The following is a 26,150-nucleotide window of genomic DNA, read 5'->3' as shown; positions in this document are numbered from 1 at the left end:
CATGGCACTCATCATCGCCGGCCTGCTCGTTATCCTCGTCCTGCTCTACCTCATGCTCGGCATGAAGGTCGTCCGCCAAGGCTATCAGTACACGATCGAACGCTTCGGCAAGTTCACCGCGGTCGCCAAGCCCGGGCTCACCTTCATCGTGCCGCTGTTCGACCGGGTCGGTCGGAAAGTGAACATGATGGAGCAAGTGCTCGACATTCCCGGCCAGGAGATCATCACCAAGGACAATGCGATGGTCGCGGTCGACGGCGTGGTGTTCTTCCAAGTGCTCGATGCGGCCAAGGCGGCGTATGAGGTGAGCGACCTGTATCTCGCGATCATGCAGCTCGCGACGACGAACCTGCGCACCGTGATGGGCTCGATGGATCTCGACGAGACGCTGTCGAAGCGCGACGAGATCAACACGCGGCTGCTGATGGTGGTCGATCACGCAACCGAGAGCTGGGGGGTTAAGATCACGCGCGTCGAGCTGAAGGACATCCGCCCGCCCGCCGACATCGTCAACGCGATGACGCGCCAGATGAAGGCCGAGCGCGAGAAGCGCGCGACGATCCTCGAATCGGAAGCGGCCCGCCAGAATGCGATCAACCGCGCCGAGGGGCAGAAACAGTCGCAGATCCTCGAGGCCGAAGGGCGCCGCGAGTCGGCGTTCCGCGACGCCGAGGCGCGCGAGCGCGCGGCCGAGGCCGAAGCGGCGGCGACCAAGGCGGTCTCGGATGCGATCGAGGGCGGCAGCGTCCAGGCGATCAACTATTTCATCGCGCAGAAATATGTCGAGGCGATCGGCAAGTTCGCGACCTCGCCCAATGCCAAGACGATCCTCTTCCCGGTCGAGGCGACGCAGTTGATGGGGACGCTCGGCGGGATCGGCGAGCTGGCGCGCGAGGCGATCGTCGGGTCGCCGTCGGCCTCGCCGGTGGTCAAGCCGCGGCCGCGGCCGGGTCCATTCGAAGCGGAGGAGCCCGCGGCATGATGCTGTTCGGGGTCGCTTGGAGCCTCGGCGCGCTGTGGCTGGCGGCGGCGCTCGCGCTCGTCATCGCCGAGATGCTCGTGCCGGGCTTCTTCCTGGTGTTCCTCGGCGCGGGTGCGGTCGGGACCGGGCTGCTCGTGCTGATCGTGCCGGGGGTGCCGATCGTGCTGCAGGCGTTGGTCTTCGCCGGGCTGACCGCGGGCGCGGTGGCGATCGGGTGGCGCTGGTATCGCGGGCTCGACACGACGCGCGCCGACCCGGCGCTCAACGATCGCGCGGCGCGGTTGATCGGGCGGCGCGTGCTGGTGTGCGAGGCGATCGTCGATGGCGAGGGCCGCGTTACGGTGGGCGACGGGGCTTGGACCGCCATCGGGCCCGATGCGGCGGTTGGCGCCAGCGTGCGGATCGTTGGGGCGGATGGAAGCGTGTTGCGGGTGGAGCTGGGGTGAGCTGACTTTGCTTGGTGCGGCTTGCGGGCGTGCGAAGAAGAAGGTTGGGTTCGCGCAGAGGCGCGGAGGGGGTGCGCGGGGGATCGGCGTTCCGCTCATCGATCGGTCGTGCCTGCGAGCGTGACACTCCCTCACCGCTTCGTCATCCCCGCGAAAGCGGGGATCCCGCTCCTCTCTGGCGCGCCGAGTAGAAGCGGGACCCTCGCTTTCGCGAGGGTGACGGAGGAGGTATGATTAACGGGGCTTCCGCCAGTAGGGCGACGCCGCGGGGCGCTACCGCCCGGCGTTGACGCGGTCGATCGTCGGGCGGTCGAACGCCTGGTCCTTGTAACGGCCATTGGCGTCGACCCAGTGCAGGAAGAGATGCGCCGACCAGGCATTGGGGTTGGGCTCGAGCCGGCCGTGGCGGTGGTGGACGCCCTGGTAGAGCACACCGTCACCCGGCTGCATTGCGACCGATCCAAACGCCGTCTGGCCGAAATCCGCGCGCACCACCGGCTGCGGGATGGGATCGGCGACGGTCGCGACCGACAGCGGCCAGGGCGTTTCGTCGCCATAGGCGATCGTCAGCGAGACGCTGTGCTCGCAGGCCGGGCGATCGGTGTGGATGCGGCACACGTCGCCGCGCTGATAGAGCCGGAAATAGGCGTAGGTCGGGAGCAACGCGCAGCCGGTTGCCTGCGCGATCCGCGGGGTTAGCCCCCACAGAAAGGTCAGCATCGGCGGATATTGCAGCGCGTAGATCTCGATCGCGTCCTTGGTCAGCAACGGCCCGCGCGCGGTGAAGCGGCGCATCGAGGCGTTGGTGAGCCCCAGATCCTGGCGCATCCGATCGTAGAACGCGTTGAGCACCGCCGGCGGAAACAGGCCGGGGAGCGCGGCATAGCCGTTCGCGCGATACTCGTCGGTTTCGTTCATCTCCAGACGCTTAGCCAATCGCGCGCGGCGATTGAAGCGCAAAGCGGATCGGCCACGCGGCGGCGCGACGCGACCGATCCGAAGAGCTCATTTCTTTCCGAAGAAACCCTCGGCCAAGCCACCGAGCTGGCCGAGCACCCCGCCCTGCCCGGCGAGCTGGCTCGCAAAACCGGCAAGCGCGCCCTCCCCGCCGAGATGCGCGAGGATCTGTTGGAGCGTGTCGGTCGGCAGGCCGGTGGTCTCGGCTGCGGTCGCGACGGTGTCGCCGGGTGCGGCATGCGCCTGGCCGAGCGCGGCGACCGCCGATTCGATCTGCTCGGGGGTCAGACCGATCTTCTCGGCGAGGTTCTTCACGTCGACGTTTTGGGTGACTTGGCCGAGCAGGCCGTCGAGCATTCCCATGGGTGCATCCTTGATCGTCAATTTGCGAGGCGCCGAGCGTATCACGCTACGGGCAGCGGCGCGAGATCGGGCGTGACGAAAGCGCGCCGCGCCGCGACGGAGAAGAGCCGCGCGCGGCTGTAGAAGCGCAGCGGCCAATCGCGCTGCCCGGCGGGGCTGGCGAGCAGCGCATCGACGCTGGCGACGAGCGGCTCGGCCGGGTCGCGCGCAGCGAGGTGCGCGCGGATGCCGGCGAGATAGGCGCGCGTGATCGTGTCGTGATAGCCGTGGCTGTCGTCATTCACCCCGCCGACGGCGGCGTTGTAGCGCGAGATGATCGTCGCGATCTGCGCATCGAGGTCGATGTCGCGCCGGTCGCGGGCGAGCCAGAGCGTTGCGGCGAGATGCGCCTCGTGCGTCCAGTCGGGGCGCGGCAGGGTGCGGTCGAGCAGCCCCTCCCCGACACGCCGGATCGCGGCGTCATCGGGAAAGGGGCGGTAGGGCAAGTCGGTCATCGGATCGGGCTCCAATGCGGTGCCCGATCCGGAGACGCGGGCAGGTCAGGCGGCGGCGGCGACTTTGGGCGCGGATTGTCGGACGCCTTCGTCGACATGCTCGGCGAATTGCGCGAAGTTTTCGACGAACAGATCGACGAGCCTTGCCGCCGTGGCGTCATAGGCCGCCTTGTCGGCCCAGGTCGCGCGTGGATCGAGGATCGCGCTGTCGACGCCGGGCACGGCGACGGGGACCTTGAAGCCGAAGTTCGGATCGGTGCGGAACTCGGCGTCGTTGAGCGAACCATCGAGCGCGGCGTTGAGCAAGGCGCGCGTCGCCTTGATCGGCATCCGGCTGCCGATGCCATATTTGCCGCCGGTCCAGCCGGTGTTGACCAGCCAGCAATCGACCCCGCCCTTGGCGATCCGGCTTTTCAGCAAATTGCCATAGACCGAGGGGTGCCGCGCCATGAACGGGGCGCCGAAGCAAGTCGAGAAGGTCGCATCGGGTTCGGTCACGCCGATCTCGGTGCCGGCGACGCGCGCGGTGTACCCTGAGAGGAAGTGGTACATCGCCTGTTCGGGGGTGAGCTTGGCGATCGGCGGGAGGATGCCGTAGGCGTCGGCGGTCAGCATCACGATGTTGCGTGGCACCGGCCCCATGTTCTTTTCGGACGCATTGGGGATGAAGTCGATCGGGTAGGCGCCGCGGCTGTTCTCGGCGAGGCTCGCGTCGTCCAGGTCGAGCTGGCGCGTTACCGGGTCCATCACGACGTTTTCGAGGATCGTCCCAAAACGCTTTGTGGTGGCGAAGATTTCGGGCTCGGCGTCGGCCGAGAGGCGGATCATCTTGGCGTAGCAGCCGCCTTCGAAGTTGAAGACCGCGGTGTCGGACCAGCCATGCTCGTCATCGCCGATCAGCGTGCGGCTGGCATCGGCGCTGAGCGTCGTCTTGCCGGTGCCCGACAGGCCGAAGAACACCGCGGTGTCGCCGTCGGGGCCCATATTGGCCGAGCAGTGCATCGGCATCACGCCCGTTGGCGGGAGGAGATAGTTGAGCAGGCTGAACACCGACTTCTTCATCTCGCCGGCATAGCGCGTGCCGCCGATCAGGATGAGCTTGTCGGTGAAATTGACCGCGATCACGGTCTCGCTGCGGCAGCCGTGGCGCTCGGGCGAAGCGCGGAAGCTCGGCAAGTCGATGATCGTATAGTCGGGGACGAAGCCGCGCAGCTCGCTCTCCTCGGGGCGGACGAGCATCGTGCGGATGAAGCTGTTGTGCCAGGCGAGCTCGTTGATCACGCGGACCTGGACGCGGTGCTCGGGCTGCGAGCCGCCGAACAGATCCTGGACGAACAGATCTTCCTTGTCCCGCAGCGCAGACAGGAAATCGGCCTTGAGGACAGCGAAATGCTCGGGCGACATCGCCTTGTTGCTCTTGCCCCACCACACCGTGCTCTCGGTTTCGGCGTCGCGGACGATGAACTTGTCCTGCGCCGAGCGGCCGGTATGCGCGCCGGTTTCGACCACCAGCGGGCCGTCGGCGGACAATTTGCCCTCCCCGCGGGCGATCGCCGACTGGATCAGCCGGGCGGTGACGAGATTCCAGTGCAGATTTGCGCGGGTTTCGATGCCCTGCGATTCAAGGCCGGCGGTGGGTATGCGATCGCTCACTGGGGTTTCTCCTACTGTCCCGTGCGGGTCATTTTGACCTCGCGGTGTTCCGGTCGCGCATATCGAGGCGGGGCGTGCCGGTCAAATCGGTCCGTTCAGCTTCCATTGAGGCTGGGCGGCTAATGGATTAAGCCGCCTGCGAAATGATGAAGGATTGCCCCCGCCGATGACGGCAACGATCGCGCTGGTCGATGACGACCGCAACATCCTCGCATCGGTATCGATCGCGCTGCAGGCCGAAGGCTTTGTCACGCGGCTCTATTCCGATGGCGAGACCGCGCTCAAGGCGCTGATCGACAATCCGCCCGACATCGCGATCCTCGACATCAAGATGCCGCGGATGGACGGTCTCGAGCTGCTACGACGCTTGCGCGAGAAGAGCATGATCCCGGTGATCTTCCTCACCTCGAAGGATGACGAACTCGACGAGGCGCTGGGCCTGGCGATGGGCGCCGACGATTATATCGCCAAGCCCTTCTCGCAGCGGCTGCTGATCGCACGGATCCGTGCGATCCTGCGGCGGACCGAGGTCTCGACGAGCGGCTCGGCGGGCGAGGAGGCGAGCGCGGAGACGTCGCTCACGCGTGGGCGGCTCGCGATGGATACCGCGCGGCACCGCGTCACCTGGGGGGGCCAAAACGTCGTGCTGACGGTCACCGAGTTCCTGATCCTCGAAACGCTCGCGCAGCGGCCCGGGATCGTCAAGACGCGCAACCAGTTGATGGATGCCGCCTATCACGACGACATCTATGTCGACGACCGGACGATCGACAGCCATATCAAGCGCGTCCGGCGGAAGTTCCGCCAGGTCGATCCCGAATTCGATGCGATCGAGACGCTGTATGGAGCGGGCTATCGTTTCTCGGAGGACTGACCCGGCGGCGGCGGCGATGCTCGTGCTCGATCCGAGCGACGAGGATGCGCGCGCGCTGTCGTTGCGCTGGTCGGCGCGCGTCTCGCTCACGCCGCGCATCCTGTTCGTCAACGTCTTCGCGCTGGCGATGCTCGCGGGCGGCTTCTTCTACCTCGATTCGTATCGCAGCCGGATCGTCGACGGGCGCGTCACGCAATCGATCCGCGAGGCGCGGCTGATCGCCGAGGCGGTGGTCGCGGTGCCGACCGCGCAACGCCCCGACCTCTCGGTCAAGCTGGCGCGCGACATGGGCAGCTGGATCCGCATCTACGATGCCGACGCCAAGCTGATCATCGACACGCGCGCGCTGGGTTTGCGCAACTTCGTGCTCCAGGACCCCGACAAACAGGCCTGGACCCAGGGCGCGGCGCGCTTCCTCGACGCCGGGATCGACACCGTCGTCGGCACGCCGCGCGCGCCGCTCTATCGCGAGCGCAGCAACGGGCTCGCCTGGCCCGACGTGCGCACCGTGCGATCGGCCCCGACCGTCGCGGCGACGGTGTGGCGCGCGCCCGACCGCACCCCCGTCATCACCGCCGCATCGCCGATGCCCGGCGGCAGCGTGGTGATGACGACCTTCAATGCGCGCGACATCACGCAGACGGTGCGCGTCGAACGCTTCCGGCTGAGCATCGTGCTGTTCGTCGTCGCGATCGTCTCGGTGCTGCTGTCGCTGTTCCTCGCGCGGACGATCGTGCGGCCGCTGCGGCGGCTCGCCTGGTCGGCGGTGCGCGTCCGGCTCGGGCGGGCGCGCGAGGTCGTGGTGCCGCGGCTGCCCGAGCGGCGCGACGAGATCGGGATGCTCGCGCGCGCGCTGTCGGACATGAGCCTTGCGCTTCGCGCGCGGATCGACGCGATCGAGGCGTTCGCAGCCGATGTGACGCACGAGATGAAGAACCCGCTCGCGTCGCTGCGCTCGGCGGTCGAGGGGCTGGCGATGGTCAAGGATCCGGCGCTGCAGGAGCGCTTGCTCGCGATCGTGCGCGACGATGTTCACCGGCTCGACCGGCTGATCACCGATATTGCCGAGGCATCGCGGCTCGACGCGCAGCTCAGTCGCGCGAAGTTCGAGCCGGTCGATCTCGGCGCGATGATCGCGGCGCTGATCGGCAGCCGTGAGGCGCGCGGCGTCGAACGCGGCATCCGGCTGGAGTTCGACCGACGGCAAGCCGAGTCGCTCGTCGTGCTGGGCGAAGGCGCGCGGCTCGAGCGGGTGCTCGAAAATGTCATCGAGAATGCGATTTCCTTCTCGCCCGATGGCGGGCTGATCCGGATCGTCGCGCGCCACGAGCCCGACGGCGTGTTCGTCGCGATCGAGGACGAAGGTCCCGGCGTTCCCGAGGAAGCGCGCGAGCAGGTGTTCCAGCGCTTCCAGTCGCTGCGCCCGGCGGGCGAGGCGTTCGGCAAGCATTCAGGCCTCGGCCTCGCGATCGCGCGGACGATCGTCGACGCGCATCAGGGCAGCATCGTCGCGACCGAACGCACCAACCGCGCCGCGGGCGCGCGCTTCGTCATCCGCCTGCCCGCCGCGGAAACCGCCGGATGAGCCTGCGCATCCATGCGACGACGATCGCGATCGGGGAGCTCGGCGTGATGCTGATCGGCCCGTCGGGAAGCGGCAAGTCGGACCTTGCGCTGCGGCTGATCGATCGCGGGGCACGTCTCGTCAGCGACGACTATACCGCGGTCCGCGCGGTCGCGGGCGGGCTCCGCGCGACGGCACCCGACACGATCGCCGGAAAGATCGAGGTGCGCGGGATCGGGATCCGGGCTATGCCGTATATCGACGAGATTGCGGTCGCACTCGTTATACGGCTTGGAGGTGCGGTCGCGCGGATGCCCGAGCGGAACGAGTCGACCGTCATCGCTGGCATTGCAGTGCCCGTGGTCGCGCTCGATGCTTTCGCGGCTTCGGCACCGATCAAGGTGGAATTGGCGCTCCGCGACGTTAGAGAGACGCTATGAAACGCGATCCCAAGGATATCCTGCTCGTTACCGGCATGTCGGGCGCGGGGAAATCGACCGTGTTGCGCACGCTCGAGGATCTCGGCTGGGAAGTGGTCGACAATCTCCCGCTGCTGCTGCTCGATCGCTTGCTCAATGCGCCGTTGCCCGAGGGGTTCGAGCGTTCGGCACAGCCGCTCGCGCTCGGCATCGGCGCGCGGACGCGCGATTTCGATCCCGAGCGGATCGTCGAGCGAATCAAGCAGCTGCGCGAAGTCCATGGCTATGACATCGGCACGCTGTTCCTCGATTGTGCGGGGAACGAGCTCGAGCGGCGCTATTCCGAGACGCGGCGGCGGCATCCGCTCGCGCTCGACCGGCCGGCATCGGACGGCATCGCGCGCGAACGCGAATTGCTGGCGCCGCTGCGCGGCTGGGCGAACCGGCTGATCGACACGACGAACCTAACCGCGAACGAACTCGCGCAGCAAGTGCGCGCGACGTTTTCGGGCGAGCAGCTCGGCGAGCGGCTCGGCGAGCCGACCTTGTCGGTGATGTCGTTCGGCTTTGCGCGCGGGTTGCCGCGGACGGCTGACCTCGTTTTCGACATGCGCTTCCTGCGCAATCCACATTGGGTGCCCGAGCTGCGCCCGGGGACCGGGCTCGATGCCGACGTCTCGGCCTATATCGCGCAGGACCCGGCGTATGACGCCGCGCTCGCGCAGATCGAGTCGCTGCTGCTGCTGCTGCTCCCGCGCTACCGTGCCGAGGGAAAATCGTATGTTACGATCGCCTTGGGCTGTACCGGAGGGAGACATCGCTCGGTCCATGTCGCGCAGCGGATCGCCGCGCGGTTGCGCGCCGAGGGATTTTCGCCCACGGTCGCGCACCGCGATCTCGCCGCTGCACCGCAAGACTCACTTGAGGGTGCGCGCGACGGGACGCCCGATGAGATTAGGGACGATGGGGCGCGTGTTGCATGAAGTGGGTGGGACGATGATCGGACTGGTTCTCGTGACCCACGGCCGTTTGGCCGATGAGTTCGTGACGGCGATGGAGCATGTGGTCGGCAAGCAGGAGCATGTCGCCACGGTCAATATCGGCCCCGAGGACGATATGGAGGCGCGCCGCAACGACATCGCCGAGGCGATCGGTCGCGTCGATACCGGGCGCGGGGTGATCCTGCTGACCGACCTGTTCGGTGGGACGCCGTCGAACCTCGCGATTTCGCTGATGGAGCGCGGGCGGATCGAAGTGATCGCCGGCATCAACCTGCCGATGCTGATCCGGCTCGAATCGGCGCGCAAGAAAATGAAGATCGTCGATGCCGTCGCCGCCGCGCGCGAGGCGGGGCGGAAGTATATTTCGGTCGCCTCCGAGGTTCTCGGCGAGGCGGCCGCCTGATGTCGGTCAAGCGTTCGGTGTTGATTACCAACAAGCGCGGGCTGCATGCGCGGGCGAGCGCCAAGTTCGTCACGCTCGCCGCCTCGCAGCCGTGCGAGCTGCAGGTCGAGAAGGATGGCGCCGGGTCGGTGACGGGCACCTCGATCATGGGGCTGATGATGCTCGGCGCGGCGATGGGCGACACGATCTCGATTTCGGCCGAGGGCGAGCATGCCGAGACTGCGGTCGGCGCGCTGTGCGCGCTGGTCGAGGCGAAGTTCGGCGAGGATTGAGCCACCCCTTCCCCCCTCCCGCTTGCGGGAGGGGTAGGGGGTGGGCACGCGCTGTCAGCGTCAGCTACCGTACATGTCGGGTGCCCACCCCCAGCCCCTCCCGCAAGCGGGAGGGGAGTAAGAAGAAGATGATGCCCCGCGAGATCACCGCTTATTCCAACCCGCTGATCAAGCGCATCCGCAGCTTGCGCGAGAAACGCCATCGCCGCGAGGAAGGGCTATTCCTGGCGGAAGGCCTGCGCATCCTCACCGAGGCGCGCGAGGCCGGGCGTATCCCGCACTATCTCTTCTTCGCCCGCGACAGCGCGGCACATCCGCTCGTGCTCGCGCTGGTCGAAGCGGTCGAAGCCGCGGGTGGCGAGGCGATCGAGACCGTCCCCGACATTCTCTCCAAGCTCTCGGGCAAGGACAACCCGCAGGCGGTGGTCGGCGTCTTCGCCGAATTCGCGCACGCGCTCGACACGCTCGACCGCGGCGCCGCGGGGATCTGGCTGGTCGCCGAGCGGCTGCGCGATCCGGGCAATCTCGGTACGATCCTGCGCACCGGCGACGCGGTCGGGGCTGGCGGGCTGATCCTGATCGGCGAATGCGTCGACCCCTTTTCGGTCGAGGCGGTGCGCGCGAGCATGGGGGCGCTGTTCACCGTGCCCGTCGTCCAGTGCGAGTGGAGCGCGTTCCTGCCTTGGCTGCGCAGCGGGCCGGGGCAGCTCGTCGGCCTGAGTCTCGATACCAGCGTCGATTATCGCTCGGCGCAGTATCAGGCGCCAACCTTTCTGCTCACCGGCAACGAGGCGCAGGGCATGCCCGACGCGTATGCCGCGCAGTGCGACCTGCTGGTCAAGATCCCGATGCTCGGCAAGGCCGACAGCCTCAACGCCGCGGTCGCGACTGCGGTGATGGCGTATGAGGTGCTCGGGCAGCAGGCAAGGCGCGGCTAGGTCTTTTTGCGGCGCTGGTCTGCGATATAGCTGAGCTCGCTCTTCGCCTTGGCGTCGTTGGGGTCGAGCTCGAGGCATTTGCGATAGAGCGCCTCGGACTCGTCGAGCTTGCCCTGTTCGGTCAGCGCATAGCCCATGCAGCGCCAGGCAAAGCCGTGCTCGCTCGCAACCGCGTCGGGCGGCGCGAGATCGGCGAGCCCCGCCGCCCTGGTGCACAGATCGAGCATCTTGGGCCAGTTGCGATCGGGCCGGTAGGTCTGGCCGAGTTCGGTCAGGAAGTGCGCGTGCATCGGGGCGAGCGCGACGACGCGCTCGTATACGGCGCGCGCTTCGGGCAGGCGCTTGAGATCGACCAGCGCGAACCCTTTGACGTATAACGCAGTGCAATAGCCCGGGCCGAACGCGACCGCGTCGTGTTTCTCGGACGCGGCGAGCGCCATATAGGCGAGCGTCTGCGCGGTCGACATGCCGCAATAGATCTTGCGAGTCTCGCCCGAATATGTCGATTGATAGGCTGCGATCACCGGCTCGATCCGGGCAAGCGCCGCCTCAGGATGGCCGTCGAGCACGGCGCGCGACGCGGTGTCGATGGCTTCCTTCTGCGCCGCATCGATATCGGGGGACGCGGCCCCACCAGCGGTCGGCGCGCCAATCAGCAGCGCCAGTGCCATCCACGCTGTGCCGCTCATCCGCCGTCCCCGCTCAGTGAGGCCTATTCTGACGCCTTTTCCTCGGCATGCGTCAAGAGCTTCGAAGTCTCGTCATAGCGTGCGAGCGCTTCGACCGGTGACACATCCTCGAGCTCGCGCGCGCCGGTCTCGATGTTGAGGTCGCGGAACTTGCGGCCCGTCACCATCAATCGGCCGTTAAAAGAGTTCGAGAAGCTGTTGAAATTGTTGACCGCACTGTTGAGCCCGGCGCCGACCTTGCGCAGATCGTCGGCCACCTTGGCGAGCCGGTCGTGCATTTCCTTGCCGAGCCGGCCGATCTCGGCAGCTTCCTTCGCCAGCCGCTCCTGACGCCATACCGCCGCGACGGTGCGGGCGATCGCGATGAGGTTGGTCGGCGTTGCCAACAGCACGCGCTTTTCGAACGCGAAGTCCCACAGCGTCGGGTCCTGCTCGAGCGCGGCGGAGAGGAAATGCTCGCCGGGCACGAACATGATGACGTAGTCGGGCGCGTCGGCGAACTGGCTCCAATAGGCTTTGTTACCGAGCCCGTTGACGTGCGCGCGCATCGCGGCTGCGTGGAGCGCGAGGCCCTTGGCGCGTTCCTCCTCGTCAACCGCGCCGAATGCGTCCTGGTAAGCGTTGAGCGACACCTTGGCGTCGATCACCAGCGCACGCCCGCCAGGCACCTTGACGATTGCGTCGGGGCGGAGCCGCCCCCCTGCCCGCTCGTCGGCATCGCCACTCGCGACCGAGACTTCGGTCTGGAAATCGGTGTGTTCGGACAAGCCACAGGTTTCGAGCACATTTTTCAATTGCTGCTCGCCCCAGCGCCCGCGCGACTTGGGCGCGTTGCGGAGCGAGTTGACGAGCTTGGCGGCCTCGCTCGAGACCTTTTCCTGGCCGACGCGGAGGCCCTCGATCTGGCCCTTCAACTGGTCGAAAGCGCTGACGCGGTCGAGCTCGACCTTGGTCACGGCCTCCTCGTAACGCAGCAGGCGGTCGCTGACCGGCTGGAGCATCGACTTGAGGTTCGCGCCCGCGGTCTCCTCCGACTGGCGGAAGCGTTCGTCGGCGCGCTTGAGGAAGGCGTTCTGCGCGTCGGCCAGCAGCTTGTTCGAAACCTCGGCGAATTGCGTCGCGAGCAATTCCTTGGCGTGGAGCAGTTCGGCGATGCGAGTCGCGTGCGCGTCGCTCACCATCTTCTCGCGCGCCGCAGTGACTTGCCGGATATCGGCGATGCGGCCCTCATAGGTGTCGCGTTCGGCGCGTTGGCGCGCTTCGCTGGTGGCCTGCATGTCGGCGAGACGATTTTCGAACGCCGCGGTGTGGGTCTTGAGCGCGGTGTTCTCGAGCCGGGCGACATCGCGTTCGTCGCGGATCGTCGCGAGCTCGACGCGGAGCTGGTCGGCCGCACGCGCGCGTTCCTCGGCGCTGGCGAGATCGACGATCGCGCGTTTGAAATCCGCCTCGCGCGCGGCCGAATCGGCACGCGCGGCGGCGACCGGCTTGCTGCCGAACACCCAGCCGAGCGCGAGCCCGATCAGAAGCGCGGCTATCGCCACCAGGGCTATCGTCAATCCGGTCATCGTGGGTCTCGCTGGAACATTCTGCGAACCCGTAGCTTGCGCGATCGGGATGGTAAATGGTTGCGCGACAGACCGAATGGCGACGCGCGAGGGCGCCTCGCCTGCAGCATTCTCCATCTCCCTTTTTGCGCGGGATTTGGTAGGGCCGTCGTATGCTCACCGATATCGCGATCTCGCGCGCCGCCACTTTGCAACCCATCGGCGCGATTGCCGCCGCAGCCGGGATCCCGCCCGAGGCGGTCGAGCCGTATGGCCATCACAAGGCGAAGATCGATCTGGCCGCGCTTCCCGCGACCGCGCATCAGGGCAAGCTGATCCTGGTCACCGCGATCAACCCAACCCCGGCGGGCGAAGGCAAATCGACGACGTCGGTGGGGCTCGCCGACGCGCTCAACCGCACCGGGCGCAAGGCGATGCTCGCGTTGCGCGAGCCGTCGCTCGGCCCGTGCTTCGGCACCAAGGGCGGGGCGACCGGCGGCGGCTATGCGCAAGTCGTGCCGATGGAGGACATCAACCTCCATTTCACTGGCGATTTCCATGCGATCACCTCGGCGCACAATCTGCTCGCGGCGATGATCGACAACCATGTCCATTGGGGCAATGCGCTCGACATCGACGTGCGGCGGATCGTGTGGCGGCGCGTGCTCGATATGAACGACCGCGCTTTGCGCGATATCGCGCAGTCGCTCGGCGGGCCGGCCAACGGGTATCCGCGCGAGAGCGGGTTCGACATTACCGTCGCCTCGGAAGTGATGGCGATCCTGTGCCTCGCGAGCGACCTCCACGATCTCGAGGCGCGGCTCGGGCGAATCGTCGTCGCCTATACGCGCGGGAAGCAGCCGGTGACGGCGCGCGACCTCAAGGCCGATGGTGCGATGGCGGTGCTGCTCGCGCAGGCGATCAAGCCCAACCTCGTCCAGACGCTCGAGGGCACGCCCGCGTTCGTCCATGGCGGGCCGTTCGCCAATATCGCGCATGGTTGCAATTCGGTGATCGCGACGCGCGCTGCCTTGGGGCTGGCGGATTACGTCGTGACCGAGGCCGGGTTCGGGGCGGATCTGGGGGCGGAGAAGTTCTTCGACATCAAGTGTCGCCAGGCGGGATTGAAGCCAGCTGCGGCGGTGATCGTCGCGACCGTGCGGGCGCTCAAGATGAACGGCGGTATCGCCAAGGCCGATCTCGGCGCGCCTGATGCCGAGGCGGTGCGACGCGGTGGCGTCAATCTCGCACGGCATATCGAGAATGTCCGCGCGTTCGGGGTGCCGGTGGTGGTGGCGATCAACCGCTTCGACGGTGATACGCCCGAGGAAGTCGCGGTGATCCATGAAATCGCAGAGCACCAGGGCTGCGAGGCGGTGCTGTGCTCGCATTGGGCCGAGGGTGGCGCGGGCGCGGTTGAGCTCGCCGACAAGGTCGCGGCGCTGGCCGAGCATCCGTCACAATTCGCACCGCTTTATGCCGATGATCTGTCGCTGTTCGACAAGATCAACACCGTCGCGACGCGGATCTACCGTGCCGAGGAAGCGGTTGCCGAGCCGTCGGTGCTGGCGCAGCTCGCGCGGTTCGAGGCGGCGGGGTTCGGGCATCTGCCGGTGTGCATGGCCAAGACGCAGTACAGCTTCTCGACCGACCCGGCCAAGCTGGGGGCGCCGACCGGGCATGTCGTGCCGGTGCGCGAGGTGCGCCTCAGCGCAGGCGCGGGGTTCGTCGTGGCAATCTGCGGAGAGATCATGACGATGCCGGGCCTGCCGCGCGTGCCGGCGGCGGAGGGGATCCGGTTCGGGGCTGGGGGCGAGATCGAGGGGCTGTTCTAGCCTTCTCCCTCTCCCGCTTGCGGGAGACGGTCGGGGTGAGGGCCGTGCCGCGCGCGTCCCTTACTGCCCTCACTGCGCTCGGCCACCCTCTCCCGCAAGTGGAAGAGGGAGTGGGCGATCACGCCGCCTTGCGCATCTTAGTCAGCTTCTTGAGCAGCATATCGCGCTTGAGCTTCGAGATGTGGTCGATGAACAGTACGCCGTTGAGATGGTCGATCTCATGCTGCAGCGCGGTCGCGAGCAGGCCGTCAAGGTCGCCCTCCTGGACCGCACCCTGCTCATCGAGCCAGCGGGCGCGGCAACTGGTGGGGCGCTCGACCTCGGCATATTGCTCGGGGATCGACAGGCAGCCTTCGTTGTAGAACGAGGTTTCCTCGCTCACCGATACCAGCTCGGGATTGATGTAGACGAGCGGCTTGCGGACCGGCTTGGCGTCTTCACCCTCGCCTTCGGTCTCCTGCAGATCGATCACGACGATGCGCTGCTCGATCGCGACCTGCGTCGCGGCGAGGCCGATGCCGCGGGCGTCGTACATCGTGTCGAACATGTCGGCGACGATTTTCCGCACGGCGTCGTCCACCGTTTCGACGGGCTTGGCGACGGCGCGGAGGCCGGGGTGCGGGACTTCGAGGATTTCTAGGACTGCCATTCCCGCGAGCTAGGAAAGGTCGGGGGGCGCGTCAAGGTTTCAGCTGCGGAATGGATTCACGCAAAGGCGCGAAAGCAGAAGAAGATTGGTTCGCGCAGAGGCGCGGAGGACGCGGAGGCGGCGTGCGTGTGGGGTATCGCCCCCGCAGCGGGCAGCCTCAGTCTTTGCGGCTGGCGATGACGCGGGCGGCCGCGCGGCGCAATCAGCTCTCCGCGCCGATCGCTCTCCTGTCTTCTTCTCCGCGTTTTCTGCGCCTCTGCGCGAACCACATCTTCTTGACCGCGTTGCTGGCTAAGCCACCGGCCGCCGCGCACGCAGGGCCTGCGCCAAAGTGCCCTCGTCGAGATAATCGAGCTCGCCCCCGACCGGCAAGCCATGCGCGAGCTGGGTGATGCGGATCGGGAAGCGTTCGATCCGTTCGGCGATGTAATGCGCAGTGGTCTGGCCCTCGAGCGTCGCATTCATCGCGAGCACGACCTCGTCGATCCCGCCATCCGCGATCCGCCGCACGAGCGACTCGATCGCGAGATCCTCGGGCCGCACGCCCTCGAGCGCGGACAGCCGACCGCCGAGCACATGGAAGCGCCCCGGGAACAGCCGCGAGCGATCGAGCGCCCACAGATCGGCGACTTCCTCGACGACGCACAACGCGCGCGCATCGCGGCGCGGGTCGGCGCATACGGCGCACGGATTGGTCGTGTCGATATTGCCGCAAATCGAGCAGTTTGAAAGGTTTTTCTCGACCGCCATCAAAGCGTTGAGCAGCGGCGCGAGCGCCCCCTCGCGCTTCTTGAGCAGATGCAGCACCGCCCGCCGTGCCGATCGCGGGCCGAGCCCGGGCAGTTTGGACAGCGCTTGCGTGAGTGCTTCGATTTCGGGAGAGGCCATCGCCTAGAGATAGGGGGCGGAACGGCGTTCGTCACTATCCGTCGCCCCGGCGGAGGCCGGGGTCGATCGAGCGGCCCCCCGGCTGGCTCCGGGTGACGGGACTTGCCTTTGCGCAGCCCCGATCGCAAAGCGCGGGCATGCGGATACTCTTCATGGGCACGCCCGATTTCTCGGTCCCGGTGCTGCAGGCGCTGGTCGATGCCGGGCACGACGTCGTCGCGTCGTACAGCCAGCCGCCGCGACGCGCCGGGCGTGGCAAGGCGCTCAAACCCTCGCCCGTCCAGGCGCGCGCCGAGGCGCTGGGGATCACGGTGCGGACGCCGGTGTCGCTGCGCGACGCCGAAGCGCAGGCCGAGTTTGCGGGTTTTGGCGCGGACATCGCGGTGGTCGCGGCGTACGGGCTGATCCTGCCGCGCGCGGTGCTCGATGCGCCGGCGCGCGGGTGTCTCAACGTCCACGCCTCGCTCCTGCCGCGCTGGCGCGGGGCGGCGCCGATCCAGCGGGCGATCCTTGGCGGCGATGCGGACACGGGTGTGTGCATCATGCAGATGGAGGCCGGGCTCGATACCGGGCCGGTGCTGTTGCGCGATGCGACGCCGGTCGACGGCAAGACGGCGGGTGCGCTGACCGACGAGCTGAGCGCAATGGGCGCGCGGTTGATGGTGGCGGTGCTCGCCGACCTTGCCGGCTATCCGCCGGTGCCACAGCCCGAGGACGGCGTGACCTATGCCGCCAAGATCGACAAGGCCGAAGCGCGGCTCGATTTCAGCCAGAGCGCCGCTGTGGTCGAGCGGCAGGTGCGTGGGTTCAATCCGCCAGGCGCCTGGTTTGAAATTGCGGGCGAGCGTGTGCGTGTGCTGGCGGCCGACCTTGATCGTCATCCCGGCGAAGGCCGGGATCGCGCGATGGAGCACGCATCCGAGCAAGCGGACGGCCCCGGCCTACGCCGGGGCGACGGCGTGGTGCTGGACGAGTTCCTTACCATCGCTTGTGCCGACGGCGCGATCCGGCCGACGCTGCTCCAGCGCGCAGGGCGTGGCGTCATGACCGCCGGCGAACTGCTGCGCGGGTTTGCGATCCCTGCGGGCACGCAGCTTTGACGCGCTTTGCGCTGACGGTCGAATATGACGGGCGCCCGTTCGTCGGCTGGCAGCGGCAGGACAATGGCGCGAGCGTCCAGGCCTCGATCGAACGCGCGGTCCATGCCGTCACCGGCGAGACCGTCGCGGTCCAGGCAGCGGGGCGGACCGATGCCGGTGTCCATGCGCTGGGCATGCGCGCGCATGTCGATGTCGCGCGCGAGATCACCCCGTTCCGGCTTATGGAAGCGCTCAACGCGCTGGTCCGTCCCGATCCGGTCGCGATCGTCGATTGCGAGGTCGTGCCCGACGACTGGCACGCGCGTTTTTCGTGTATCCGGCGGCATTACGAATTCCGGATCGTCACGAGGCGCGCGCCACTGACGGTCGAGCGCGGGCTGGCGTGGCGCGTTCCCGCGCCGCTCAATGCCGCGGCGATGGCCGAGGGGGCGGCGCATCTGGTGGGGCGGCATGACTTCACCACCTTTCGCGCGGCGCATTGCCAGGCCGACAGTCCGGTGCGGACGCTCGATCGGCTCGATGTCGTCGCGGACGGGGACCGGATCAGCGTGTTCGCCTCGGCGCGCTCGTTCCTGCATCATCAGGTGCGCTCGATGGTCGGGTCGCTGTCGCTCGTCGGGCTTGGGAAATGGTCGCCCGACGACATGGCGGCAGCGCTCGAGGCGCGCGACCGCACCCGGCTCGGGCTCAATGCGCCGCCCGACGGGCTCTACTTCCTCCGCGCGGATTATCCCTGACGGCTGAACCGCGCGGCGAGTTCGGCATGCGTCGACCAGCGGAACTGGCCGACCGGCTGGATCCAGTCGAGCGTGTAGCCACCTTTCGACAGGATCTCAGCATCGCGGGCGAAGCTGCTGGGATTGCATGAGACATAGGCGATTACTGGCACTTTCGATTCGGCCAGCTGCGCGATCTGCTCCTTCGCCCCGGCGCGCGGCGGATCGAGCACGATCGCGGTGAAGCGGTCGCATTCGGCCGAGATCAGCGGGCGGCGGAACAGGTCGCGATGCTCGGCGAACACCGCCCGTCCCGCTCGCGCCGCCCCCGCCTTGAGCGCGAAGATCGCGTCGCGTCCTGCCTCGGCGGCATAGACCTTCCCCGGCAGCGACAGCGCGAAGGTGCCGAGCCCGGCGAACAGATCGGCGCTGATCCTGGCATCGCCGATCGCTTCGCGGACCGCCGCGACGAGCGCCGCCTCGCCCTCCTGCGTCGCTTGGAGGAAGCTGCCAGCGGGGAACGGCACCGCGACACCGCCGAGCGTGATCGTCACCGCCTCGGGCTCCCAGCGCGTCTCCGGCCCGATCCCGTCGTCGATCGCGAGGCGGGCGACACCGTTCGTGCCGCAGAAGGCGGTGATCGCCTCGGCGATCGCGAGGCCATCGGCGATCGTGCCTTCGATCAGCACGTCGATGCCCTGGTCGAGCTCGGTCAGATGGACGCGCGCGCGGCCCTTCAGCGCGCGGTCGAGCAGTTTGCGCAAGGGGGCGACGAGCGCGAACAGCGTCGGCGTCAGGATCCAGCATTCGCGCAGGTCGACGATCGCGTGGCTCGCCTGCTCGCTGAAACCGAGCTGGAGCCCCCCGCCCTTCGCCTCGGCATGCAGAGTCGCGCGGCGGCGAGTATGCGAGGGGGAAAGCGCGGGTGGGCGGATCGGGGCGGTCAACCCTTGCGCGGCGAGCGCGCCGGTGATGCGGTCGGTGAGGAAATCGGCGTAGCTCGCATCGTCGAGATGCTGGAGCTGGCACCCGCCGCAGACGGGGAAGTGGCGGCATGGCGGGGTCTGATGGTGCGGGCCGGGCACGACGACATTGTCGGCGGTCAGCGTATCGCCAGGCGCGGCATAGGCGGCGTGACGGCCATCGGCGGTGATGCCGTCGCCGCGGGCCGCTACTCGAACGATGACGTCGCTCACAGGGCGCCCCTTACTTTGGAAAGTTCTGCCGCCAGATCATCGGCGAGGAAGGCCGCGCCGAGCCGCCGCGCGGCTTCGGCGTGGAGCCAGACCCCCGCCTCGACCGGGTGCGGGGCGTCGCTGGCGAGCATCGCGCCGATCGTGCCGGCGAGGACGTCGCCAGTGCCGGCGGTCGAGAGCCAGGGATTGGCGTTGGTCGCGGTGCGGGTGCGGCCGTCGGGATAGGCGATCACGGTGTCGGGGCCCTTGAATACGACGATCCCGCCGGAGCGCGCGGCGGCGGCGCGGGCGGCGTCGATCTTGCTGCCGGTATAGGCGCCGAAGATGGCGCGGAACTCGCCGGCATGCGGGGTGAGCACGACGAGAGCGTCGGCGTCGCGCGCCTTGATCCGTTCGAACATTGTGTCGTCGAGTTGGTGAAGTGCGTCGCCGTCGATCACGAGGCGATAGCCGCTCGCCAGCGCGTGCTCGAGCTTTTCGGCGGCGTCCGCGCCTTTGCCGAGCCCGGGGCCGACGATGATCGCGGTCGTCTCATGCTTCTTGCCATCGAGCGTTGCGGCCAATGCCTCGGGCGACCAGGCGCGCTGGACGAGCGCGTGCGGCATGTCGGGCGCCGCGCCGAGCAGCGCAGTGTAGCCGGCGCCGACGTGCATGGCGGCGCTTGCTGCGAGCGCGGCAGCGCCGGGCATCGCGCCGCCGATCACAACGACGAGACCGCGCGAATATTTGTGCATCGCCGGGGTCGGCTGCGCGAGCTTGGGTCGCGCGAGCGTCCAGTCGTGGCTCGCGCTCGCGTCGAGTCCGATATCGAGCACGCGCACCGCGCCGCACACTTCCGCAGAGGGTTGCAGGACATGCGCGGGCTTGAGGGCACCGAGCGCCAGCGTCAGCGCGAAGGGGGGGATCTCCGCTTCCCCGAGTATCGCGCCGGTATCGGTATCGACCCCGCTCGGCACGTCGACGGTGATCGCGAGATGCGCGTGGCGGGTCAGCGTGGCGAGCAGCGCCGCCGTCTCCGCCGCGAGCGGTCGCGTGAGGCCGGTGCCGAACAGGGCATCGACCAGCACCGCGCCGTGGCTGGCGTCGGGGGCGAGCGCCGCGAAATCCTCGACCGGGCCGTCCCAGCCGGCGCGCGCGGCCTTTGCCGCTTCGGTTTTGGGATCGCTCAGCGCGGCCAATCGGACGTCGAGCCCGTTCGCCCTGAGCAACCGCGCCGCGACATAACCGTCGCCGCCATTATTGCCCGGCCCGCACAGCATCAGGACTGGCGCGCCGCCTGCAAGCCGCCGCACAGCTTCGGCGACGGCCGCTCCGGCACGCTCCATCAGCGCTTCGACGCTCGTGCCGGCATCGACAGCGCGCTGCTCGACGGCGCGCATCGCTGCCGCGCCGACGATCGGCTGCCCCTCGCTTCGGATCATGACGCCGTGGCGGCCTTGCCCTTGACCGTTGCAGGCAAACGATAGCGATCGCCGCCGAGCGCGACTTCGATCTCGCCGCTGCCGATCACGCTGACCATGGCCTTCTCGGCGCCATCGGCGGCGATCACGCCGCGGCCGTCGCGCGTCACCAGCAAGCGGTGGAAGGTGCCGTCGGGATGGCGCAGCGTCAGCACCAGCCCGTCGGCGCTCTGCGTACGGTCGACCGTGCAGACGCGCGCGAAATCGCCCGAGCCGCGCTGCGCGCAGACGATATTGCCGCTATCGTCCTGGCGCGCGCGCTGCTCGGCCTCGACCTTGGCGAGCGTCGCCTTGTCGGTCTGCGGCTCGCCGCAAGCCGCGAGCGCGAGGAGCAGCAATGCTGCGCTAGATATCCGCATAGACATGGGTTTCGGCACTGGCTCCTGGGTGCGTGACCGCGCCCCTATACGCCGGGCCGACGGTTTTGGCATAGCGCCACAGCACACCTGATTGATAATCGTTGACGCGCGCCTGCCACGCCGCTTTCCGCGCTGCGAGGACATCGGCGGGGACATCGAGATCGATCGTGCCGGCCTCGGCGTCGATCCGGATCGAATCGCCGTCCTCGATCAGCGCGATCGGACCGCCGTCGGCGGCTTCGGGCCCGACATGGCCGATGCAGAAACCCCGCGTCGCGCCGGAGAAACGGCCGTCGGTGATCAGCGCGATCTTCTCGCCCATGCCGAGACCGTAGAGCGCGGCGGTGGTCGACAGCATTTCGCGCATGCCGGGGCCGCCCTTGGGCCCTTCGTAACGGATCACGAGCACTTCGCCCTCGTTGATCGAACGCGCCTCGACCGCGGCGAAGCACTCTTCCTCGCAATCGAACACGCGCGCGGGGCCGGTGAACTGGAGCCGGTGCATGCCCGCAACCTTGACGATCGCGCCGTCGGGGGCGAGCGAACCGCGCAGGCCCACCACGCCGCCGGTCGCCGAGAGCGGCGCCTTGACGTCGTAGATGACCTTCTGGTCGGGGTTCCAGGTGACCTGATCGATATTCTCGCCGAGCGTCTTGCCGGTAACGGTCAGGCAATTGCCGTCGAGGAACCCGCCCGCGAGCATCGTCTTCATCAGCATGTAGACACCGCCGGCCTCGTACATGTCCTTGGCCACATACTTACCACCGGGCTTGAGGTCGGCGATGTAAGGCGTTGATTTGAAAGCTTCCGCCACGTCGAACAGGTCGAAGTCGATCCCCGCTTCGTTGGCCATTGCGGGCAGATGCAGCGCGGCGTTGGTCGAGCCGCCGGTCGCCGCGACGACGCGCGCGGCGTTGATGAACGCCTCGCGCGTGCAGATGTCGCGTGGGCGGATACCCCGCGCGACGAGCTCCATCACCTGGTCGCCCGCCGCGCGCGCGATCTCGTCACGGCCGCGATAGGGGGCGGGCATCATGTTCGAATTGGGCAGCGACAGGCCGATCGCCTCGCCGACACACGCCATCGTGTTGGCGGTGAACTGGCCGCCGCACGCGCCGTGGCCGGGGCACGCGACCTTCTCGAGCTCGATCAGTTCCTGCAGCGGGCACGAGCCGGCGGCGTATTGCCCGACCGCCTCGAACACGTCGACGACGGTGACGTCCTTGCCGTGATAGCTGCCCGGCAGGATCGAGCCGCCATAGACGAAGATGCTCGGGATATTGAGGCGGAGCATCGCCATCATCATGCCGGGGAGCGACTTGTCGCAGCCGGCAAAGCCGACCAGCGCGTCGTAGCAATGCCCGCGGACCGAGAGCTCGACCGAATCGGCGATCACTTCGCGGCTGACGAGCGAGGATTTCATCCCCTGATGCCCCATTGCGATGCCGTCGGTGACGGTGATCGTGTTGAAGCGCCGCGGCATTCCGCCGCCCGAGATGACGCCGGCTTGCGCGGCATCGGCCTGCGCGTCGAGCGTGGTGTTGCACGGTGCGGAGTTGTTGCCGGCGGAGGCAAGCGCGACGAACGGCTTGGCGATATCCTCCTCGGCGATTCCCATCGCGTAATAATAGCTGCGGTGCGGGGCGCGCTCGGGGCCGACGGAGACATGGCGGCTGGGGAGCTTGGATTTGTCGAAGGTGCGAGTCATGCGACAGCCTATTGCGTAGGATGGTCGCTCGGCGCAAGTCTGTTGCTGATTTCACGCAAGATTGGCGCGAGGACAGCGGTCCAGCGGCCGACGCCTGCCGGGTCGGCGATGAGATCGTTGCGGATTTCGATCGACAGGCTCGGAATGCCATTGCCCTCGCCGTGGCGGTCGAGCGTCGCGTTGAGCAGCTGGCCTGAATAGGGCTCGTTGTCGCCAGTGACGAGACACTGCGCTGCGAGCAGCGGTAGCGCGAGATCCGCTGCGCGGCGATCTGTGTTCGACAGGATGCCGATCTCCCACGGGCGGGGCGCACCGTCACCGTGTTCGAGCCGCGGCGTGAAGCTGTGAATCGCCGCAATGAGCGTGGGCTGCGTCTCGACGATCAGCGCTTCGAGCACGTCGTGATAGGGCGTATGGAAGCGGACGATCCGGTCGGTGCGGTCTGCCGTGGCATTTCCGGGAATGGCGTGGCCGTCGCTCGCGAGCGGGATCAGGCCGGGATGGTCGGTCGGACGATTGAGGTCGATCACCAGCCGCGACAACGTGGCGAGCAAGGCAGGCGTGCCCATTTCCGCCGCGAGCGATTCGGTAAGCGCGGCGGTGCCGATGTCGATCGCGATATGCTTTTCGAGCAAGGCCGGCGCGATGCCGAGATCGATACCGTCGGGAACCGCGTTCGACGCGTGATCGCAGATCAGCAAGATGCCGCCGGGTTTGCCGGAGAGGATGTGGGGGCGCGTCATAGGGTCACGACCGGGGGGATGACATGGATGTCACCACCCCGGCCGGGGAATGGCGCAAGGCTGAGCCATGGACCATCAACGGGCGCTCCGCAGGGGGGCGGCGGACCCATCTTCCCCTAGCACAGCAAGCGGCGCGCCAATCGCGGTTTTCCGACGGTTTTGGCGCTGACCCGCGTGCCCTTGTCCCAGAATGACGCGGCGATCCGTCACGCGAGTGTCGTTTCGAGACACCAGTAGCCGGGCTGCACAGCGCGGATCCGCTCGGCGGCGGCGCTGCGCTCGGCGGTAGTGGCGTAAAGCGCGAAGCACGTCGCGCCCGAACCCGACATGCGCGCGAGCAGCGGCGTGCCCTCGGCGAGCAGCGCGAGCACTCCGTCGATTTCGGGCGCGAGCCGGCGCGCGGGCGGCTCGAGGTCGTTGCGCGCGGCGAGCGCGACGTCGAGCACGTCGCCTTCGGGCATCGCGCCGAGATCGACGCCGTCCCACGCCTTGAACACCGCGGCGGTCGACACCGCGACGCCCGGATTGACGAGCAGCACCGGCATCCCGCTCGGGCCGTCGAGCGGGACAAGGCGCTCGCCCCGCCCCTGCCCCAGCGCGGTGCGGCCGAGCAGGCACGCCGGAACGTCGGAGCCGAGCGCGGCGGCGATGTCGAACAGCTTGGGATCGTCAATCGCGATGGCGTTTGCGCGGGCGAGCGCGCGGAGCGCCGCCGCAGCATCGGCCGAACCGCCGCCGATCCCCGAGGCGACCGGCAAATGCTTGTCGAGCGTGAAGGCGCCGCCCTCTGGCAGATCGAACGCCGCGGCGAACGCGCGCGCGGCGCGGAGCACGAGATTGTCGCCCTCGCCGCTCAAGCCTTCCGAGAACGGCCCGGTGATCGCCAGCGAGAGTGGCCCGGGGGCGAGCGTCACCGTGTCGCCATCGGCAACGAAGGCGAACAGCGTTTCGAGCTCGTGATAGCCGTCGCTCCGACGCGCGCGGACGTGGAGCGCGAGGTTGATCTTGGCGGGGGCGGTTTCGGTGATCATTCGCTTCGTCCGGTTGAGAGCGCCGCGGCGAAGCCGCGTCGTCAGACGGCGCTTAAGGCGTCGCCGGCCGGGCGCGCCTTGAGGCGCGACGCAGCTTCGCTGCGTCTTGCCCGGCGCGCCTTACATATTGGGGTAGTTGGGGCCCCCGCCCCCTTCGGGCACGACCCAGTTGATGTTCTGCGTCGGGTCCTTGATGTCGCAGGTCTTGCAGTGGACGCAATTCTGCGCGTTGATCACGAACTTGGGATCGCCGGTTTCCTCGCCGACGATCTCGTACACGCCCGCCGGGCAGTAACGCTGCGCGGGCTCGTCATACAGCGGCAGATTGTGCTTCACCGGGACGTCGGGATCCTTGAGCGTCAGATGGACCGGCTGGTCCTCCTCGTGATTGGTGTTCGAGATGAACACCGACGACAGACGATCGAAGGTCAGCACGCCGTCGGCCTTGGGATAGACGATCGGCTGGACCTGGTCCTTGCGCCACAGGCTCTCGTGATCGGGGTGATGGTGCAGCGTGAAGGGCACCTTGAGGCCCCAATGCTCGAGCCACATCGTGATCCCGGCAAGCCCCGAGCCGACGAAATCGCCGAACTTCTTGACCAGCGGCACGACGTTGCGGACGACCGACAGCTCCTTTTTCACCCAGCTCTGCTCGAACGCCGCGGGATAGGCGGCGAGCTCGTCATGTTCCCGCTGGCTGAGGATCGCATCGGCGGCGGCCTCGGCGGCGAGCATGCCCGATTTCATCGCGGTGTGCGTGCCCTTGATCCGCGGCACGTTGAGGAAGCCCGCGCTGTCGCCGATCAGCGCCGCGCCGGGCATCACCAGCTTGGGGATCGACTGCAGCCCGCCATCGCTGATCGCGCGCGCGCCGTAGCTGACGCGCTTGGCGCCCTTGAGCAGCGCGGCGATCTCGGGATGCGTCTTCCAGCGCTGCATCTCCTGGAACGGCGAGAGATACGGATTGGTGTAGTTGAGCCACGTCACGAAGCCGATCGACACCTGGCCATTGGCCTGGTGATAGATCCAGCCGCCGCCGTTCGAGCCGTGTGTCTCGCTGAGCGGCCAGCCCTGCGTGTGGATCACGCGGCCGGGCGAATGGAGCGCTGGATCAATGTCCCACAATTCCTTGACGCCGAGGCCGTAAACCTGCGGATCGCTGTCCTTGGCGAGATCGAAGCTGCGGATCAGCTGCTTCGACAGATGCCCGCGGCAGCCTTCTGAGAAGAAGGTGTATTTCGCGTGGAGCTCGAGACCCGGCGTGTAATCGCCCTTGTGCGAGCCATCGCGTGCGACGCCCATGTCGCCGGTCGCGACGCCCTTAACCGAGCCATCGTCGTTATAGAGGATTTCGGCGGCGGCAAAGCCGGGGAAGATTTCGACGCCGAGCTCCTCGGCCTTGCCCGCGAGCCAACGGCACAGATTGCCGAGGCTGCCGGTATAGGTGCCCTTGTTGTGCATGAACGACGGCGTGAGGAAGTGCGGCAGATTGCGCTTGCCACCCTTGCTCAGCACCCAGTGGTGGTTCTCGGTGACGGGCACTTCGGCAAGCGGGCAGCCGTCCTCGCGCCAGTTCGGCAGCAATTCGTCGAGGCTCTTGGGATCGATGACCGCGCCCGAAAGGATGTGCGCGCCGACCTCCGAGCCCTTTTCGAGCACGCAGACCGAGAGATCGGCGCCCTTCTCGGCGGCCACCTGTTTCAGCCGGATCGCAGCCGACAGGCCCGAGGGGCCGGCGCCGACGATGACCACATCGTACGGCATGGACTCGCGATGGTTTTCGCCTTCACTCACGGTACTTCTCCATCCGGGGCGCCGTCGCATCGGTCTCGTCGCGCGCGCGGCACTTCCTGTCCTGCTGCG

Annotated in this window: 27 protein-coding genes; 12 read left to right on the top strand and 15 right to left on the bottom strand. The window is 67.8% G+C overall.

What is annotated here, in order from left to right:
* The first annotated feature begins 1 nt into the window (after position 1).
* Both IE187_RS00550 and IE187_RS00545 read left to right on the top strand, forming a co-directional pair.
* Positions 2 to 982, top strand: coding sequence for an SPFH domain-containing protein (locus IE187_RS00550; RefSeq protein ID WP_189674678.1), 981 nt, complete (start codon positions 2 to 4; stop codon positions 980 to 982).
* Positions 982 to 1,428 (top strand): NfeD family protein, encoded by a 447-nt coding sequence (locus tag IE187_RS00545; protein ID WP_189675541.1) that lies wholly within the window; start codon positions 982 to 984, stop codon positions 1,426 to 1,428. The genes IE187_RS00550 and IE187_RS00545 overlap by 1 nt, the downstream gene beginning before the upstream one ends.
* A gap of 273 nt (positions 1,429 to 1,701) precedes the next feature.
* Here the strand turns inward: IE187_RS00545 and IE187_RS00540 are convergent, their stop codons facing one another.
* The 4 genes from IE187_RS00540 to IE187_RS00525 all read right to left on the bottom strand — a co-directional run bounded on the left by IE187_RS00540 (position 1,702) and on the right by IE187_RS00525 (position 4,895).
* Positions 1,702 to 2,346 (bottom strand): hypothetical protein, encoded by a 645-nt coding sequence (locus IE187_RS00540; RefSeq protein WP_189674677.1) that lies wholly within the window; start codon positions 2,344 to 2,346, stop codon positions 1,702 to 1,704.
* Between the two features lie 87 nt (positions 2,347 to 2,433).
* Positions 2,434 to 2,748 carry a hypothetical protein gene (locus IE187_RS00535; protein ID WP_133188131.1) on the bottom strand — a complete coding sequence of 105 codons (315 nt, stop codon included), beginning with the start codon at positions 2,746 to 2,748 and terminating at the stop codon, positions 2,434 to 2,436.
* A gap of 41 nt (positions 2,749 to 2,789) precedes the next feature.
* Positions 2,790 to 3,242, bottom strand: coding sequence for a hypothetical protein (locus IE187_RS00530; RefSeq protein WP_189674676.1), 453 nt, complete (start codon positions 3,240 to 3,242; stop codon positions 2,790 to 2,792).
* A 45-nt stretch (positions 3,243 to 3,287) separates the two neighbouring features.
* Positions 3,288 to 4,895 carry a phosphoenolpyruvate carboxykinase gene (locus IE187_RS00525; protein ID WP_189674675.1) on the bottom strand — a complete coding sequence of 536 codons (1,608 nt, stop codon included), beginning with the start codon at positions 4,893 to 4,895 and terminating at the stop codon, positions 3,288 to 3,290.
* A gap of 166 nt (positions 4,896 to 5,061) precedes the next feature.
* Here IE187_RS00525 and IE187_RS00520 point away from each other — a divergent pair, with 166 nt between their 5' ends.
* The 7 genes from IE187_RS00520 (at position 5,062) to IE187_RS00490 (ending at position 10,366) form a co-directional block, all read left to right on the top strand.
* Positions 5,062 to 5,769: a response regulator transcription factor gene (locus IE187_RS00520; RefSeq protein WP_189674674.1), complete on the top strand. Its 708-nt coding sequence runs from the start codon at positions 5,062 to 5,064 to the stop codon at positions 5,767 to 5,769.
* On the top strand, positions 5,738 to 7,354 hold the full coding sequence (locus IE187_RS00515; RefSeq protein ID WP_438810902.1) for a sensor histidine kinase: 1,617 nt from the start codon (positions 5,738 to 5,740) through the stop codon (positions 7,352 to 7,354). The genes IE187_RS00520 and IE187_RS00515 overlap by 32 nt, the downstream gene beginning before the upstream one ends.
* Positions 7,351 to 7,773 (top strand): HPr kinase/phosphorylase, encoded by a 423-nt coding sequence (locus IE187_RS00510; protein WP_189674673.1) that lies wholly within the window; start codon positions 7,351 to 7,353, stop codon positions 7,771 to 7,773. Before IE187_RS00515 ends, IE187_RS00510 begins: the two co-directional genes overlap by 4 nt.
* Positions 7,770 to 8,735: an RNase adapter RapZ gene (gene rapZ, locus IE187_RS00505; RefSeq protein WP_189674672.1), complete on the top strand. Its 966-nt coding sequence runs from the start codon at positions 7,770 to 7,772 to the stop codon at positions 8,733 to 8,735. Before IE187_RS00510 ends, rapZ begins: the two co-directional genes overlap by 4 nt.
* A 13-nt stretch (positions 8,736 to 8,748) precedes the next feature.
* The gene (locus IE187_RS00500; protein ID WP_133188118.1) at positions 8,749 to 9,156 is read left to right on the top strand and encodes a PTS sugar transporter subunit IIA; all 408 of its coding nucleotides are present in this window, start codon (positions 8,749 to 8,751) and stop codon (positions 9,154 to 9,156) included.
* On the top strand, positions 9,156 to 9,428 hold the full coding sequence (locus IE187_RS00495; protein ID WP_133188116.1) for an HPr family phosphocarrier protein: 273 nt from the start codon (positions 9,156 to 9,158) through the stop codon (positions 9,426 to 9,428). The genes IE187_RS00500 and IE187_RS00495 overlap by 1 nt, the downstream gene beginning before the upstream one ends.
* A gap of 131 nt (positions 9,429 to 9,559) precedes the next feature.
* The gene (locus tag IE187_RS00490) at positions 9,560 to 10,366 is read left to right on the top strand and encodes a TrmH family RNA methyltransferase (RefSeq protein ID WP_189674671.1); all 807 of its coding nucleotides are present in this window, start codon (positions 9,560 to 9,562) and stop codon (positions 10,364 to 10,366) included.
* Here the strand turns inward: IE187_RS00490 and IE187_RS00485 are convergent.
* Positions 10,363 to 11,055, bottom strand: a complete 693-nt coding sequence (locus IE187_RS00485) for a tetratricopeptide repeat protein (protein WP_189674670.1) — start codon at positions 11,053 to 11,055, stop codon at positions 10,363 to 10,365. The two genes, IE187_RS00490 and IE187_RS00485, sit on opposite strands and share 4 nt — an antisense overlap.
* A 23-nt stretch (positions 11,056 to 11,078) precedes the next feature.
* Complete coding sequence (locus tag IE187_RS00480; RefSeq protein ID WP_189674669.1) at positions 11,079 to 12,623, bottom strand: DNA recombination protein RmuC; 1,545 nt, start codon at positions 12,621 to 12,623, stop codon at positions 11,079 to 11,081.
* A gap of 152 nt (positions 12,624 to 12,775) precedes the next feature.
* Here IE187_RS00480 and IE187_RS00475 point away from each other — a divergent pair, with 152 nt between their 5' ends.
* On the top strand, positions 12,776 to 14,437 hold the full coding sequence (locus IE187_RS00475) for a formate--tetrahydrofolate ligase (RefSeq protein ID WP_189674668.1): 1,662 nt from the start codon (positions 12,776 to 12,778) through the stop codon (positions 14,435 to 14,437).
* Positions 14,438 to 14,555: 118 nt separating this feature from the next.
* On the opposite strand, the gene def is transcribed toward IE187_RS00475, so the two are convergent.
* Together def and recR are read right to left on the bottom strand one after the other, a co-directional pair.
* Positions 14,556 to 15,086, bottom strand: a complete 531-nt coding sequence (gene def, locus IE187_RS00470; protein ID WP_133188106.1) for a peptide deformylase — start codon at positions 15,084 to 15,086, stop codon at positions 14,556 to 14,558.
* A 291-nt stretch (positions 15,087 to 15,377) separates the two neighbouring features.
* Positions 15,378 to 15,974: a recombination mediator RecR gene (gene recR / locus IE187_RS00465; protein ID WP_189674667.1), complete on the bottom strand. Its 597-nt coding sequence runs from the start codon at positions 15,972 to 15,974 to the stop codon at positions 15,378 to 15,380.
* Between the two features lie 137 nt (positions 15,975 to 16,111).
* On the opposite strand from recR, the gene fmt reads away from it, so the two are divergent.
* Together fmt and truA are read left to right on the top strand one after the other, a co-directional pair.
* Positions 16,112 to 17,074 carry a methionyl-tRNA formyltransferase gene (gene fmt / locus IE187_RS00460; protein WP_189674666.1) on the top strand — a complete coding sequence of 321 codons (963 nt, stop codon included), beginning with the start codon at positions 16,112 to 16,114 and terminating at the stop codon, positions 17,072 to 17,074.
* On the top strand, positions 17,071 to 17,811 hold the full coding sequence (truA, locus tag IE187_RS00455) for a tRNA pseudouridine(38-40) synthase TruA (protein ID WP_189674665.1): 741 nt from the start codon (positions 17,071 to 17,073) through the stop codon (positions 17,809 to 17,811). Before fmt ends, truA begins: the two co-directional genes overlap by 4 nt.
* Here truA and IE187_RS00450 read toward each other — a convergent pair.
* From IE187_RS00450 to IE187_RS00420, 7 genes are all read right to left on the bottom strand, one after another.
* Positions 17,802 to 18,986, bottom strand: coding sequence for a class I SAM-dependent RNA methyltransferase (locus IE187_RS00450; RefSeq protein ID WP_189674664.1), 1,185 nt, complete (start codon positions 18,984 to 18,986; stop codon positions 17,802 to 17,804). The two genes, truA and IE187_RS00450, sit on opposite strands and share 10 nt — an antisense overlap.
* Positions 18,983 to 20,407 carry an NAD(P)H-hydrate dehydratase gene (locus IE187_RS00445; RefSeq protein ID WP_189674663.1) on the bottom strand — a complete coding sequence of 475 codons (1,425 nt, stop codon included), beginning with the start codon at positions 20,405 to 20,407 and terminating at the stop codon, positions 18,983 to 18,985. Before IE187_RS00445 ends, IE187_RS00450 begins: the two co-directional genes overlap by 4 nt.
* Complete coding sequence (locus IE187_RS00440) at positions 20,404 to 20,805, bottom strand: hypothetical protein (RefSeq protein WP_308435265.1); 402 nt, start codon at positions 20,803 to 20,805, stop codon at positions 20,404 to 20,406. The genes IE187_RS00445 and IE187_RS00440 overlap by 4 nt, the downstream gene beginning before the upstream one ends.
* A complete protein-coding gene (gene ilvD / locus IE187_RS00435; RefSeq protein WP_189674661.1) occupies positions 20,792 to 22,513 on the bottom strand; it encodes a dihydroxy-acid dehydratase in 1,722 nt (573 codons plus the stop codon). The genes IE187_RS00440 and ilvD overlap by 14 nt, the downstream gene beginning before the upstream one ends.
* 8 nt (positions 22,514 to 22,521) lie before the next feature.
* Positions 22,522 to 23,256: an N-formylglutamate amidohydrolase gene (locus IE187_RS00430; protein WP_189674660.1), complete on the bottom strand. Its 735-nt coding sequence runs from the start codon at positions 23,254 to 23,256 to the stop codon at positions 22,522 to 22,524.
* Between the two features lie 206 nt (positions 23,257 to 23,462).
* A complete protein-coding gene (locus IE187_RS00425; RefSeq protein ID WP_189674659.1) occupies positions 23,463 to 24,287 on the bottom strand; it encodes a 4-(cytidine 5'-diphospho)-2-C-methyl-D-erythritol kinase in 825 nt (274 codons plus the stop codon).
* A gap of 120 nt (positions 24,288 to 24,407) precedes the next feature.
* On the bottom strand, positions 24,408 to 26,051 hold the full coding sequence (locus tag IE187_RS00420; RefSeq protein ID WP_189675539.1) for an electron transfer flavoprotein-ubiquinone oxidoreductase: 1,644 nt from the start codon (positions 26,049 to 26,051) through the stop codon (positions 24,408 to 24,410).
* Positions 26,052 to 26,150 lie beyond the last annotated feature (99 nt).

The organism is Sphingomonas glacialis, from assembly GCF_014653575.1.
GTDB lineage: Bacteria > Pseudomonadota > Alphaproteobacteria > Sphingomonadales > Sphingomonadaceae > Sphingomonas > Sphingomonas glacialis.
Note: the sequence above shows the minus strand (reverse complement) of the source record. Positions and strands in the feature narration are given on the sequence as shown.

Bases quoted from the DNA above. Each gene is read 5' to 3' on its own strand.
- IE187_RS00550 (WP_189674678.1), top strand. From the start codon at position 2: ATGGCACTCATCATCGCCGGCCTGCTCGTTATCCTCGTCCTGCTCTAC.
- IE187_RS00545 (WP_189675541.1), top strand. From the start codon at position 982: ATGCTGTTCGGGGTCGCTTGGAGCCTCGGCGCGCTGTGGCTGGCGGCG.
- IE187_RS00540 (WP_189674677.1), bottom strand. From the start codon at position 2,346: ATGAACGAAACCGACGAGTATCGCGCGAACGGCTATGCCGCGCTCCCC.
- IE187_RS00535 (WP_133188131.1), bottom strand. From the start codon at position 2,748: ATGGGAATGCTCGACGGCCTGCTCGGCCAAGTCACCCAAAACGTCGAC.
- IE187_RS00530 (WP_189674676.1), bottom strand. From the start codon at position 3,242: ATGACCGACTTGCCCTACCGCCCCTTTCCCGATGACGCCGCGATCCGG.
- IE187_RS00520 (WP_189674674.1), top strand. From the start codon at position 5,062: ATGACGGCAACGATCGCGCTGGTCGATGACGACCGCAACATCCTCGCA.
- IE187_RS00515 (WP_438810902.1), top strand. From the start codon at position 5,738: ATGGAGCGGGCTATCGTTTCTCGGAGGACTGACCCGGCGGCGGCGGCG.
- IE187_RS00510 (WP_189674673.1), top strand. From the start codon at position 7,351: ATGAGCCTGCGCATCCATGCGACGACGATCGCGATCGGGGAGCTCGGC.
- rapZ (WP_189674672.1), top strand. From the start codon at position 7,770: ATGAAACGCGATCCCAAGGATATCCTGCTCGTTACCGGCATGTCGGGC.
- IE187_RS00500 (WP_133188118.1), top strand. From the start codon at position 8,749: ATGATCGGACTGGTTCTCGTGACCCACGGCCGTTTGGCCGATGAGTTC.
- IE187_RS00495 (WP_133188116.1), top strand. From the start codon at position 9,156: ATGTCGGTCAAGCGTTCGGTGTTGATTACCAACAAGCGCGGGCTGCAT.
- IE187_RS00490 (WP_189674671.1), top strand. From the start codon at position 9,560: ATGCCCCGCGAGATCACCGCTTATTCCAACCCGCTGATCAAGCGCATC.
- IE187_RS00485 (WP_189674670.1), bottom strand. From the start codon at position 11,055: ATGAGCGGCACAGCGTGGATGGCACTGGCGCTGCTGATTGGCGCGCCG.
- IE187_RS00480 (WP_189674669.1), bottom strand. From the start codon at position 12,623: ATGACCGGATTGACGATAGCCCTGGTGGCGATAGCCGCGCTTCTGATC.
- IE187_RS00475 (WP_189674668.1), top strand. From the start codon at position 12,776: ATGCTCACCGATATCGCGATCTCGCGCGCCGCCACTTTGCAACCCATC.
- def (WP_133188106.1), bottom strand. From the start codon at position 15,086: ATGGCAGTCCTAGAAATCCTCGAAGTCCCGCACCCCGGCCTCCGCGCC.
- recR (WP_189674667.1), bottom strand. From the start codon at position 15,974: ATGGCCTCTCCCGAAATCGAAGCACTCACGCAAGCGCTGTCCAAACTG.
- fmt (WP_189674666.1), top strand. From the start codon at position 16,112: ATGCGGATACTCTTCATGGGCACGCCCGATTTCTCGGTCCCGGTGCTG.
- IE187_RS00445 (WP_189674663.1), bottom strand. From the start codon at position 20,407: ATGATCCGAAGCGAGGGGCAGCCGATCGTCGGCGCGGCAGCGATGCGC.
- IE187_RS00440 (WP_308435265.1), bottom strand. From the start codon at position 20,805: ATGCGGATATCTAGCGCAGCATTGCTGCTCCTCGCGCTCGCGGCTTGC.
- ilvD (WP_189674661.1), bottom strand. From the start codon at position 22,513: ATGACTCGCACCTTCGACAAATCCAAGCTCCCCAGCCGCCATGTCTCC.
- IE187_RS00430 (WP_189674660.1), bottom strand. From the start codon at position 23,256: ATGACGCGCCCCCACATCCTCTCCGGCAAACCCGGCGGCATCTTGCTG.
- IE187_RS00425 (WP_189674659.1), bottom strand. From the start codon at position 24,287: ATGATCACCGAAACCGCCCCCGCCAAGATCAACCTCGCGCTCCACGTC.
- IE187_RS00420 (WP_189675539.1), bottom strand. From the start codon at position 26,051: ATGCCGTACGATGTGGTCATCGTCGGCGCCGGCCCCTCGGGCCTGTCG.